Origin of the sequence: Microcystis sp. LE19-41.2A, assembly GCF_027530405.1 — a bacterium.
Taxonomy (GTDB): Bacteria; Cyanobacteriota; Cyanobacteriia; order Cyanobacteriales; family Microcystaceae; genus Microcystis; species Microcystis aeruginosa.
The window spans coordinates 1-12,772 of record NZ_JAPZQJ010000101.1 but is presented as its reverse complement, the minus strand read 5'-3'; the positions used below and the strand labels follow the sequence as shown (position 1 = coordinate 12,772).

General features: G+C 45.5%; 11 protein-coding genes and 2 pseudogenes. 1 reads left to right on the top strand and 12 read right to left on the bottom strand.

Annotated features, from left to right (window positions below; genetic code table 11):
• Positions 1 to 409: 409 nt before the first annotated feature.
• The 6 genes and pseudogenes from O9290_RS04335 to O9290_RS04310 form a co-directional block, all read right to left on the bottom strand.
• Positions 410 to 1,183 (bottom strand): annotated as a pseudogene (locus O9290_RS04335) (RRXRR domain-containing protein); the annotation flags it as partial.
• Between the two features lie 218 nt (positions 1,184 to 1,401).
• On the bottom strand, positions 1,402 to 1,722 hold the full coding sequence (locus O9290_RS04330) for a P-II family nitrogen regulator (RefSeq protein WP_008206554.1): 321 nt from the start codon (positions 1,720 to 1,722) through the stop codon (positions 1,402 to 1,404).
• 398 nt (positions 1,723 to 2,120) lie between these two features.
• Positions 2,121 to 2,969 (bottom strand): transglutaminase-like domain-containing protein, encoded by an 849-nt coding sequence (locus O9290_RS04325; protein ID WP_004159260.1) that lies wholly within the window; start codon positions 2,967 to 2,969, stop codon positions 2,121 to 2,123.
• Positions 2,963 to 3,469 (bottom strand): glycosyl-4,4'-diaponeurosporenoate acyltransferase CrtO family protein, encoded by a 507-nt coding sequence (locus O9290_RS04320; RefSeq protein WP_288059032.1) that lies wholly within the window; start codon positions 3,467 to 3,469, stop codon positions 2,963 to 2,965. The genes O9290_RS04325 and O9290_RS04320 overlap by 7 nt, the downstream gene beginning before the upstream one ends.
• The gene (locus O9290_RS04315) at positions 3,470 to 4,564 is read right to left on the bottom strand and encodes a glycosyltransferase family 2 protein (protein WP_288059030.1); all 1,095 of its coding nucleotides are present in this window, start codon (positions 4,562 to 4,564) and stop codon (positions 3,470 to 3,472) included.
• Between the two features lie 35 nt (positions 4,565 to 4,599).
• Positions 4,600 to 4,791, bottom strand: a complete 192-nt coding sequence (locus O9290_RS04310; RefSeq protein ID WP_012265960.1) for a Thivi_2564 family membrane protein — start codon at positions 4,789 to 4,791, stop codon at positions 4,600 to 4,602.
• A gap of 269 nt (positions 4,792 to 5,060) precedes the next feature.
• Here O9290_RS04310 and O9290_RS04305 point away from each other — a divergent pair.
• A pseudogene (locus O9290_RS04305) lies at positions 5,061 to 5,633 on the top strand (ISAs1 family transposase); the annotation flags it as partial.
• A 463-nt stretch (positions 5,634 to 6,096) separates the two neighbouring features.
• Here O9290_RS04305 and O9290_RS04300 read toward each other — a convergent pair.
• The 6 genes from O9290_RS04300 to O9290_RS04280 form a co-directional block, all read right to left on the bottom strand.
• Positions 6,097 to 6,903, bottom strand: coding sequence for an MlaE family lipid ABC transporter permease subunit (locus O9290_RS04300; protein ID WP_002798033.1), 807 nt, complete (start codon positions 6,901 to 6,903; stop codon positions 6,097 to 6,099).
• A 248-nt stretch (positions 6,904 to 7,151) separates the two neighbouring features.
• Positions 7,152 to 7,352 carry a hypothetical protein gene (locus O9290_RS28070; RefSeq protein WP_012266167.1) on the bottom strand — a complete coding sequence of 67 codons (201 nt, stop codon included), beginning with the start codon at positions 7,350 to 7,352 and terminating at the stop codon, positions 7,152 to 7,154.
• Positions 7,353 to 7,500: 148 nt separating this feature from the next.
• Positions 7,501 to 9,552, bottom strand: a complete 2,052-nt coding sequence (locus tag O9290_RS04295) for an NAD(P)H-quinone oxidoreductase subunit 5 (protein ID WP_052278158.1) — start codon at positions 9,550 to 9,552, stop codon at positions 7,501 to 7,503.
• Positions 9,553 to 9,716: 164 nt separating this feature from the next.
• On the bottom strand, positions 9,717 to 10,856 hold the full coding sequence (locus O9290_RS04290) for a hypothetical protein (RefSeq protein WP_288086748.1): 1,140 nt from the start codon (positions 10,854 to 10,856) through the stop codon (positions 9,717 to 9,719).
• On the bottom strand, positions 10,853 to 11,590 hold the full coding sequence (locus O9290_RS04285; protein ID WP_016514693.1) for a FlgD immunoglobulin-like domain containing protein: 738 nt from the start codon (positions 11,588 to 11,590) through the stop codon (positions 10,853 to 10,855). Before O9290_RS04285 ends, O9290_RS04290 begins: the two co-directional genes overlap by 4 nt.
• On the bottom strand, positions 11,587 to 12,772 hold a 1,186-nt coding region (locus tag O9290_RS04280; RefSeq protein ID WP_288086746.1), incomplete at its 5' end, for a tetratricopeptide repeat protein. The genes O9290_RS04285 and O9290_RS04280, both read right to left, overlap by 4 nt.

The window sequence follows — 12,772 nt, the reverse complement described above, 5'->3', positions numbered from 1 at the left end:
ATAATTAGATTATATCCAACATTCCGCAGGTCAGATTCCACTTCATAAATATCCCTCTTTGGGAGTATCTCATTTATGCAAGTGAGTAATTAGGGTTTGCGGCAAAAAGTTTTTCTTGGGGGCCGGGTGTGGGGTGTGGGGTGTGGGGTGTAGGGTTTTACCGATTTTGAAGGGGTCAATTACCTAATTTTCAGGGAAAAAGTCCCTGAATTTTCCCCCCGATCACTCCCATATCTGGTACTTTTTGATTTACAAAAACTCTAAAAGTCTTAACCAACAAGGGTTTTACCATTATTCAGCAAGCCCTAATTATACTTGTCCCTAAAACTGGTTTCTAGCAAGGCTTTCAAAATAGCTTGACATAAAACCTGATTTAGGGGTTACAAAGGTGAGATGCTCCCTCCCTCTTAGCAATGCCATCGTTAGCATGACTTTCTGGTGATTGTTTTGCTTTATTTTTGGATTTTTCTAGTCGCAAATATTTTCTGAGATTAGAGGTTTGCCAACCAAAGCGAGTATGGACTTTTGCCAATTGAGATAGTTGCTCAATCGCCCATTTCTGTCTGACCATAACTGGCGAGAAACCTTTTCCCGACTTAGCTCCTTTTCTACTGGAAGTTAGATCAATATCGGTTTTGACATACTCAAAGTAAATGTCAGTAATTGGATAGATTTTAGTTAGTTCAGAAACGACTCGAAGTTCAAGTTGACCCTTCGGCTTCGCTCAGGGTCAACGTCGAGCGAAGTCGAGACGTTGACGATTAGCTCTGATTGAGGGAGCTAATTTTCCTTGTCTTCTATTTGAGAATCGTTTTTGTCGATGCGCTCTTAGATTAAAGGGAAGTTGGCGGTTAATCCGTCTTTTTCTACGTCCTCTTCGCATTAAGCAGCGATTGTCTAGGCACTCTCTTACTCGCTTAAAAGGAAGTTCTAAGTGAGCCTTCCAAAGAGTAAAAAGGGAGGATTGAACACCAATTTCAGAGAATAATTTACCCGGGTTAATACCAATAGCAATCGGTTGGGTTTTGTTATCGGAAGGTTCAGTGGTTAGCTGGACATAGAAAATATCTAAGTCGTTGAATTTACCGATAGCTTTTCCTTCCTTAATCCACCGCCTGGCCCGACTGGGTTTGGTGGGCATTAACGACTTTCCGTCTTTTGAGATAACAGGAACTCTTGCCATGGAGATAATCCTTAAGAGTGAAGTTAAAGTACCTTCCCGCAACACAATCAAGATGTCTTGTCTAACAACGCCTTACCAATAGAGCTTAGAGGGAATCCGAACTAGGGAAGTATTCGGAGGTCTGTGCCAGATTGTGTCTCGATGCGGTAGTCTCTACTTGCGTCGCCTAAATTGGTCTAGGCAAGCCCCGTCCCTTTTAGGGGGGGGTTAGTGACGAATCAAATTATCTCAAACCCAGTCAACGCTTCGACATTTTGTCGGAAAGCGATTAAGGCATGATTAGCTTGATACTCGACGAGACCAGAGAAGATCGCCTCCGAGACTTCCTGCGAGACAACGGTTTTGATCTCAATATTGGTGTTATAACCGACCATATCTCCCTGGCGGTTGCCGTGGCGACCTGCGCCCTGGGCTTGCGAGAGGGTATAGCCAGTTACGCCTAACTCTTGCAGCAGCTTGATCATGCGGTCTTGCAAGACGGTTTCACCAATGATGACAACCAGTACAGCCAGTTTAATGGGTAGGGATGAGGATGACATGGGCAACTCCTAAAATGGGTTTTTCAAAGACAATGTTATTGACATCCTCACCACGCCACTTTTTTAGGGTGGTCGCGTCAATGGGGTTGACGCAGATAGCGAAAAACGCTTAATTGCTTAAGTCTGACTCTTTCGACCCGTCCGTTTTGAGTGTCCGAATGCCGGACGGCCACTTTGAACAAGTCGAAAAAATCTCATGTTCAACCTTATTTCCTAGAAAGTTTTACTCGTTCAAGGCCGAATTTGAATTCTTTTCTGAACGAAACCCCCTACTATCTGTGGTCAGGGTTCAGTTTTTAGCTTGGTTATCGCTTTTTTCATTGTAGCTTAAAGCCGTCCTCAAAGGACGGGGTTTTCAACCCAAATTTTCGATAATAGAATACCTGACTGGGGTACGCTCAAGAGATGGCGATCGCCTCTGTTGTCGGTATCAAAATATTCTCGGAAATCGGCTTGGCATCGGGTAAGTAGTCCATAAAAAGCCTCATCTGATTCATTTGTACGGGACCAAAAATAGTGGCAAAAGAAACATCGGCTGCATCTCGTCCTGTGCCAACGCGAATTAGCCCGCTCTGAGGCACAAGGCGGGTAGGATCGAAAAGATACCAGCGACCCCCTAGATAAGCCTCAAACCAGGCATGAAAATCGGGGGGATTTAAACCATAGGCGTAGCCGGAAACAAAGCGTGCTGGAATATTCAAGGCCCGACAAAAAGCAATACCTAAATGGGCAAAATCACGACAAACGCCTACCCGTTCTATCGCTGTATCGCAAGCAGAAGTTAAAGAATCACTGCTACCAGAGAGATACAAAACATTGTCATAAATCCAGTTACAGATAGCTGTCACCCTGGAATAACCAGGGACTAAATGGCCAAATTCAGCCGCGACAAAGCGCAATAATCGATCTGACTGACAGTAACGACTCGGATAAAGATAGTACAAGATATCGAGGGGTAAATCGGCTGGCTTTACTTCAAAAATCGTACTGGGGTCTGAATAATAAGGAGATAAGCCAACGGTTGCTCGATAGGAAATTTGCAAATTGCCAGGAGGGGCATTGAGTCGAAAGTATCGGTTTCCACTGACAGAAGTGATGTATTCCTCAATCGACCGTTGAGAGTTAGAATGGAGGTCTTCCTGAACAATAATCTGATGGTTGTTGCTGACAATAGCAACATTAAGAATTAGAGTGCTTGCTTGCTCAATGCTGTAGGTTAATTCACAGCCAAGCTCATACTTTAGCATATAGTTTTTCCCTGTCCTTTCAATACGAGCAGATGCTGGAGCCGAAGCCGATTGTAACGCTGCACCCACAAACAAGGCAGGTTGAAAGCTGTTCCCACGGCGAGGTTTACCAGCACACCCCAGCCAGGAGTCCAGAGCATCGTCACTAACCAAAACAGCCAGATGGCGATGTGAACGTATTCCGCGCGACGGGTTTCAGCCAAAAAACGGGACATTACGGCACAGTCCCCACCGCCAACGGATGTTTTGCGAAAACCTCCTGGGAAGAAATCCCCTGCTTCTGGCAACCGATCCTTCCATCGCTTGATCCGCAGTACCCGATTGTACCATTGTCTATCTTCCCCCCAGGGTCGTGGCCGGGTCAGGCAGGTGTCCGTTTCTAGGAATTTCAGGGGAAGTTGATGACCGACAAAACCGATCAAAAGCGACCAGACTGTCCAACCGACCACACAAAGCCCGACAATTACCCCATCCGGTAACTGTAGTATAGATAATCTCATTCATTCACCTTGCCATCGGGTACTTATCCTTCGTCCTTTCCATTCGATTTGACCACGTTCGAGATTCAGAATTGCCAGCAGGAACACTGCAATGAAGAAGGCAACCGGAATGGGGAAGAAAAAGACGATTGCTCCGAATGAACCCACTGGCCATACAATTATGGCTAACTGTATGGCGAAGGCAAGATAAAGCAGTACGTTATATAGTAAGGATGAATTCCCGACAATCGGCCAGCCGAATAGGGATGCGGGCAGACACCAAGCCGCCCAGAACAACCCTGAAAGCCAGAACACAACCGCCAGCATCCGCAGCCAAGAGACTTCCCCTGCTGCCGTTGCAAAGTTTTTGTCGAAACCAACAACCAGGTCCCGCAGCCCGCCGGGGTACATCCGATAGTCCAGTTGGCCATGACCAATGTATGCACTCACTGGCAGTCCCGCACTCTCATAAATATGAGCCATGAACCAGTCTTCTACAACATATCCTGCCACAGCGTCGTGGCCGCCGACCCGCTTATAGTCATCCTTGCTGGTAGCCATAGCCGGTCCAAAAGCCACACCACCTCTTGCTCCCAGTTTGACGGCCATCAAGCCGACGAGATTGAACAGAACCGCTAACAGTTCGTAGGGGCGTTCAGTGCGGTGATAGGGCTGAACTGAGACCAGACCACCTAAGTGTTGAACAGTTGCCACCAGCCTGCGGAGCAGCTCCTCCCCTGGCTCAGTGTCGGCATCGAGAAAGACGAGAATATCGCCAGATGAGGCTGCATATCCGGTTTTGAGTGCCCAGTTTTTCCCTGTCCAACCTGTGGGCAAAGGGCTAGTCTGCACTACTTTCACCCCGGCCTGTTCGGCGATCTGTGGGGTAGCATCGGCGGACTGGTCATCGATGACAATGATTTCGTAGGGCTTGAATGTTTGCTGCTTTAAGGCTGTTAGCAAATTAGGGAGGGTACTCTCTTCATTCCTCGCCGGAATCAAGACCGAGACTTTAGGCGAACCGACGACTGAAAGGTCTGGAAGTCGCGGCAACCGCCACATCAATCCCCAGCCTATTAGCCAGCGCACCAGCAGTGTGATGGACATCAGATCCATAATAATTCAACCTTTCCTTCCGTCTAGAACATCACTCACCTACCGATACGAATTCCCTTGAGAAAACTCAGCAATCCGAACACCTTAAGAATCCACAAAACGAGGGCGATGACAACCACAATGTTCAGGATTTGCTTGATCTTGCTGTCCATCGGAATGTAGTTGTTCACGAGCCACAATAGAACCCCAACCACGATGATAACTACCACAAACTGTACCAGATCCATGACTGACCTCCTTTCTCCGATCTAATGAGTTTCGTCAAGCATTTTATTCTCTTCATTATTATATATGCTCGTTTATATATGCTCGTTAGGTGGCCCGGGCAATCGCACACAATTCTTGAAGATACGCAATAAATCTACAAGATATCCTCATGGAATAGCAATTAGGAGATAAATATTAAATTTTTCAAGTTAGTATACAGAATATTAACTATCTGTTTACAGGTTCGCGCAAAACAATGTTAACGGACAAATGTTCATGACCAACAGCCCTGATTGAAAAACACTTTGGCACTCTAAAAGACCCTAGAGCGTTACACAACATTGAGCATTTGCTGATAGATATTATTGTGATTACTATCTGTGCAACCATTTGTGGGGCGAACAACTGGTAAGCAGTTGCTGCCTATGGTATAGCCAAATATGAATGGCTAAAAACTTTTCTAGCTCTGCCTAATGGGATTCCCTCTCATGATACATTGATCCGATTATTTGTCCGTTTAAAATCAGAAGAACTCCAGTCATGCTTTATTAGTTGGATGCAAGCAGTTCATCAGGTGACCAATGGAGAACTCTTAAATGTGGACGGGAAAACCTGACGAGGGGCAAAAGAACGAGGAAATAACCGCAGTTTAATTCCTATGGTAAGTGTCTGGTCAGCCACTAATTATTTGGTACTTGGTCAACGAAAAGTCGCTGAAAAATCCCATGAGATTACTGCTATTCCTGAATTATTGAAGATTTGAGAAATTCGAGGTTGTTTAGTAAGTATTGATGCCATGGGATGTCAAACTGAAATTGCCTCTACAATTATTGAGCAAGGCGCTGATTATGTATTAGCATTGTGAAACGCTGATCTGCCAAGCATTATACCCTCAGTTATCTTTTGTTATCGTTTGAGTCCCGCTAAATAGGGTTTGCGGCAAAAAGTTTTTCGTGGGGACAGGGTGTGGGGTGTGGGGTGTGGGGTGTGGGGTTTTAGGGATTTTGAGGGGGTCAGTTACCTAATTTTCAGGGAAAAAGTCCCGGAATTTTACCCCCGATCACTCCAATGGTTGGCACTTTTTGAGGGAAAAAAAGTCTAAAAGTCTTACCCAACAAGGTTTTTAGATTTATTCAGCCAACCCTACCTAGTGGTCTGCGGCAAAAAGTTTTTCGTGGGGGTAGGGGTAGGGTTGATTCATGAATCAACCCTACGACATCGGGGGGGGCGGGGGCAAGAGGCAAAAGGAGGAATAAATAATCAGTCTTTAATAACTGGATTTAGTATTAGAACAATGGCGAGAAAATGAGCGTTTTTAACTGAAATTACTGTCCAAACAAAACCGAACTATTGCCAGATCCTTGGAACAAGATCCAAGTCATCAGCAGATTAGATACAAAAATCGCTAAGAGCATAGTGACTACGGCCGCGGTAGTAGCTTGGCCGACTCCTTTAGCACCGCCATCGGTCGTTAAACCCCAATTACAGCCGATAATCGCGATTAAAGCCCCAAAAACCACCCCTTTAACCGGTCCACTCAGCACATCTCCCACACCCAGAAAACCGCGAACCGAGTCGAGAAAAACTGAATTGGCAATCCCGTATAAACTTTGGCCGACTAGCAAACCGCTACCTAAACCGATCAGCAACGCCATAACACTCAAAGCGGGAACCATCAGACAACAGGCAATTAAACGGGGCAGCACCAGATATTCCACGGGATCGGTTTTGAGCATATAGAGTGCGTCGATCTGCTCTGTCACCTTCATGGTACCGATTTCCGCCGCAAAAGCCGATCCTACCCGACCGGCTACCACGATCGCCATCATAATCGGACAGAGTTCCCGACCGAGAGCAAGGGCCAAAATTCCCCCCACCATACTGCCAGCGCCCAAAGCTTGGAACTCCCGGGCCACTTGGATCGTAAAGATCATCCCGATCACCGCGGCCGTGATCATGGCGATAATCAGCGAGGCGGGCCCGGCTGCTACCATTTGTTCTTGGGTGACGCGCCAATCGGGTTGGCGCGTGAATAGGAAGTAAAAAACCCTGCCGGTCAATAGTACCGCTAACCAACAGCGCCGAAACCAAGAGCTTAATTCCTTGCTAAAAATCGCCAATAAATCCTTCATTGTCCCCAAAATCGATCGGACTAGAGAAAAGTCTATCCTGTTTTGTCTTCTAATACCAAATCCTGTTATAATAAAACGAGTAAAGACAAGGAGATAAAATGCCCAAGAAAGCTGACTTAGCCGAACATCTAAGTTCAGAGGAACTGATACTAAATCTGGTTATTAAAAACTGATTATTTATTCCCCCTTTTGCCTCTTGCCTGTTGCATGAGTGCCTCTCCTCTATAAGTAGCCTATACTCAACGGATTTAGTATAAGCGGTTTAAATAGGGTTGGCTGAATAAATCTAAAAACCTTGTTGGATAAGACTTTTGGACTTTTTTCCCCTCAAAAAGTGCCAGCCATTGCGGGGATAGGGGGGAAAATTCCGGGACTTTTTCCCTGAAAATTAGGTAGTTGACCACCTGAAAATCGATCAAACCCCACACCCCACACCCCACACCCCACACCCTGCCCCCAGAAAAGCTTTTTCAGCAGCCCCTAAATAGGGTTGGCTGAAAAAGTTTGCTCCCCCTAAATTCCCCTTAAAAAGGGGGACTTAAAGCTGAAAAAAGGGGCTTTGCGCCCCTAAAAATCTTTAGTCAACCGATTAAAAATCTACACCAGACTATAGACAATTACTAAACCCAAAACTGCGGCAAAGACAATTAAAGCATAGAATTGGGCGCGACCATTTTCGAGGTATTTGAGACCTTCACCACTGACAAGAGTAGCTAAACCAGTTAAATTCACTGCCCCATCGATAACGCGATAATCCACTTCCATAATTTGCCGCGCGAGACGACGACAACCCTGGACGAAAACTCGATCATACAGATTATCAATGTACCATTTGTTCAGGGAAAAACGATACAAAACGGGGAATTTTTCGGCAATAGTTGCGGGGTCAATTTTCTTCTGGAGATACATCAAAGAAGCGACAGTAATCCCGATTAAAGCAATCCCCACCGAATTACCCGCCATAATCAGAAACTCTGTCCAATCAAAAGCATGAACTTCTTCCACCACTTCGTTAGGAACATGAATAAAACCCTCGAAGAAATTCTGCCAAGGTTTACCCACCAAACCGATTAACAAAGAAGGAACCGCTAAAATCATGAGAGGTAAAGTCATCGTAATTGGCGATTCGTGGGGTTCATGGGCATGATGGCCGTGGTTGTCTTCTTCCTGTGCTTCCGAGTCCAATTGCTTAACATTCATTGCCCCCGGTCCAAAAGCCGGAATCGCGCCCGCATTGGCTAACAGTCGGCGTTTAATCTCCTTATTAGTGCCTCTAAACTCCCCTTCAAAGGTGTTAAAGTACATCCGGAACATATAAAAAGCTGTTAAACCCGCAGTGGCCCAACCGATTAACCATAAGGACGGGTTCGCCTCAAAAGCTAAACCGAGAATTTCATCCTTCGACCAGAAACCAGCGAAGGGAGGAATCCCACAGATGGCCAGAGTTCCCACCAGGAAAGTTAGGGCAGTAATGGGCATATACTTGCGTAAACCGCCCATCATCCGCATATCTTGCGCTAAAACCGGCTCATGACCGACCACATCCTCCATACCGTGGATGACCGAACCAGAACCGAGGAATAACATCGCCTTAAAATAAGCGTGGGTCATCAGGTGGAATAATCCCGCACTATAAGCGCCGATACCCATAGCCATAACCATATAACCCAATTGGGAGATGGTGGAATAGGCTAAACCCTTTTTGATATCATTCTGGGTAAGGGCGATACTTGCCCCTAGAAAGGCGGTAAAAGCCCCCGTCCAAGCAATTACCGTCATCGCCGTGGGAATTGGCTCAAAAACGGGATACATTCGAGCAATCAGGAAAACTCCGGCGGCCACCATGGTGGCGGCGTGAATCAGGGCCGAAATCGGGGTCGGACCTTCCATGGCATCCGGTAGCCAGACATGAAGGGGAAACTGGGCTGATTTGGCCACGGGTCCAAGGAAGACTAAAACGGCGAATAATGCCGCTAAACTGCCGGCAATGGCTCCAGAAGAGACTAATTCCTCTAGACGTTCACCCATGATATCAAACTCGAAGCTGCCGGTGGCCCAGAAAAGCCCCAGCATTCCCAGTAATAAGCCAAAATCGCCGACGCGGTTGGTAACGAAGGCTTTTTGACAGGCCTCGGCGGCCGCCGGACGAGTGAACCAGAAACCTACTAGCAGATAGGAACACATCCCCACCAATTCCCAGAAAACGTAGATCTGGACGAGGTTGGGACTAATGACCAAACCGAGCATAGAACTGCTAAAAATGCTCAGATAGGCGTAAAAACGCACATAACCGGGGTCATGGGCCATGTAACCATCGGTATAAATCATCACCAAAAAGGCCACGGTGGTGACGATAACCGACATTAAAGCACTGAGGTGATCGATCGTATAACCCATTTTCAGGTGAAAGTTACCCGCCGATGCCCAATCGATCATTTGGTTGTAGGGAGCGTGTCCATTGATTTGACTCCACAGCAGCGCAAAAGACAGCACCATCGACGCACCGAGGGTAGAAATGATCAATACAGCATTCACCTGTCGCAGACGATTGGTGACTTCATTAAAGGAAATTAAGCCCGCGCCGACTAGGGTAGCGCCTACCAAAGGCAGGACGGGAACTAGCCACGCGTACTGATAAAGCGGTTCCATTCAGTAATACCTAGTTTACAACTTCACACTATTTGGTTTATCTTCATCTATTGTGACATAGGTTAATTCTTAAGAAAGTGTTTATACCTAGTTTTGCTCCATAGGGCGGCGAAAGGTCAAAGGATCTTATCAATTTGGCAGTTTAGCGAGCGGGACGGTAATTTTTAGGGAGAAGCGGGAAAATTATCGAATAACCACGAAAGCAAGGAAACGATTAAACCAGCAGAAAAGGAAATTATCGCCACGATCGCCTTGTTAGCAAGATAACGCGATAAAAAACTGCCTTGAATTTGGGCGATCGGTAGTCGCGGATTTAACCCCACTTGGATGCTGTTGGTATTGCCGGAAACGCTCACTTCTAAACCTTGTGATGCCTCGGTAATCTGCAAGTTTTCCCCCGTGGTTTTTAGTTTGAGGTTTTGGTTACTATCCTCTCGGATAATTTTTATCTGATTTAATATCTCTACCCCCGGTTTCTCGACGATCAGGAATTGGTTTTCTTCTAGCTTAATATCCTGTTGAGCCATCCGGATATTACCGGAAATAATTGTTGATTCCACTAAGTCATCTCTCACATTATTACCGGTGATAATCGGTCGCTCAAATCTAACATTATTAACTTTAATATTGCGCCAAAAAATAGGCTGTTCTTTATCTTGAGAAAGTTGTAAATTAACGTCGATCGCTTGTTGTATTTCTAATTTAAATTCGGTGGTGCTGAGATTAAATTCGAGGGGAATATCCTCTTTTTTTAAGGAAAAATTAGCAATTTTATAACCAGAAAGAGTTATTTTAATCGGGTTGCCGCTAGGGTTAAATGATAAATTTACTGGTTGAGAATTTGGCTGCAAACTAAAAGCCAAAAGATTATTAAAAGGCGCGTATTTGAGATTTTTAACTCTAGTTTCCTTTTGTAAACGGAGTTCTTGCAGGATAAAATCCGCCGTCGGGGTAATTGTTAAAGTGCTATTTTCCCGGATTGATTCAATTTCTAGTCGCTCTCGTTTATTCAGTTCGGGATCGGCAAGACTGCTAAAAATGCCAGCGAGGGTAAATTTTTTCAGTCCCGATAGATCTATTTGGGAAAGATTATCGACATCTTTGAGCAATAAACTTTCGTTTTCTTGACAGGTAAAACTAAAGCTTTTTACCAATAAATTGCCTTCAAAGTTTTGTTTAACTGGGATAATTCCCCAAAAAATCGACAGGAAAACCAGTGCTAGAGTAACTATAAAAACTGTGCAAAACTTGAGATTTTTCCTAATAAATCGCCAGAAACTTTTAAAATTATGCTTGGACTTCATTTTAGCCACTGGGGATTATGTTCAAAAGTTATATTAATCGGGGCATTTCTGGGAGGAGCATCATCTTGTTCTAATAAAGCTTTGACTCGCAATTCGTACAATCCCGCCTTAGCCAGTTTACCATCAGAAGTACGACCATCCCAAGTAAAGAAAATTTCCCCTTTTGGTTGCCAGTTAGGGCGAGAAGTCTCATAGATAACCTCGTTGTTCTGGAGGATTTGTAATTCTTTGATCTGGCTACGCACATTAGAAAAGAGGACGATATCATAGGTTTTTGCCTGATTAAAAATAACTGGCAAATAGATCAATTTACCGTCACTGATAGAGGCCGTGGCCCGCAGACTTTCAAGGGCGATATCTTCGCGATCAATAACATAGTTAGACCATTTAAATTGATAGCGAGAACCTTGGGGACGCAAGGTGAGGGGATCGAGTTGATAATTTTTTGGCACAGAACGCACTATCACTTTCGGCGCTCGGTTATTACGACTAGGTACTTCCAACTTTAGGGAGTCAGTCATCTCCCGAATCCGGCCGATAGAAAGGGAAATAAGACTAAAACTGCCCGCAATATCGATCGGAGCTATTCCCTCACAGCGCTTGTCATTATCTCTCTGGATATAGTTGCTAGATCTAGTATTTCCCGTCCCACAGTTTTGAGCTTGAATAGGGAAGAACGAGACCAAAATAAGACTAAGAATTGTTAAGTTAAGGACAATAAATGATTTTTTCATGGTACAACCACCTGCCATTGAGCTAATTTTTGGAGAATTCGATCGATTGGGTAAGCGAAACCGATACCGGAAGAATCGATTTGGGACTCGTTAATCGTTTTAAACATCAATCCGATCACCCGCATTTCCTGATCAAATACTGGACTACCAGACCCCCCCACGGCCAGACTCACATCGATTAATAAATTGCCGCTACTAGACTGAATGCCGATGGTAATCGCCTCGTACTTCGACCAATCTTTTGATTCAGGATGTCCGATGATAGAAATCGGTGTTTGTGGGTTAATTTCGCCTTGATGAAAGGTTAAAGGACTGATATCGTCTGGTAAACCCGTGACTTCCAGCAAAGCTAAATCCAAGTTTTCTTGGGGTTGGGTGATGTGAATTATTTTAGCCACTACACGATCGCGCGGGAGGTTGGGTAGATTTTCGCCGTAATAGGGTTCCACTTCCAGATTATCGCCCCTCTGTTCCGTGTCGCGATCGACCACCACATGACGATTAGTGATAATCCACACCGTTGTTCCCCGGCGTTTGATCACATAACCCGTACCGTAGGCAGTCCCCTTGGCGTTACCGGTAAAGACAACACTGATTTTAACGATCGATCGCTTGATCCGGGTGAGGGGATCCTCTTGGGGTAAATATTTAGTATTATTCAAAGCGATGATCTGCTCCGGTTGTTGCTGCAACGATAACAAGCGCCGGGCCTCTTGCAGGTTATTGGTGGCAAATTCAAACTTCGGATCGATTTTCGTCGCCTTCTCGAACTCAGCGATCGCTGCCTCTAGCTTGCCCTGTTCCTGTAGGAGCCGACCCAAATTATTATGGGCAAGGGTGTGAGGGGTAGTAGGAGTCCCAGTAGTATCATCCGGTAAATCTAAGGACCTACGGTACATTTCCTCGGCTTCCGTCAGTTTTTTCTGGTTATACAGCACGGCACCGAGATTGTTGTAGGCATAGACAAACTTATCATCAAGAGCGAGCGCCCTACGGAACATTTCCTCCGCTTCCTTCAGTTTTTTCTGCTCATACAGCACGTTACCGAGATTGTAGTAGGCATAGACAAACTGATCATCAAGAGCGAGCGCCCTACGGAACATTTCCTCCGCTTCCTTCAGTTTTTTCTGCTCATACAGCACGTTACCGAGATTGTAGTAGGCAGGGACAGACTGATCATCA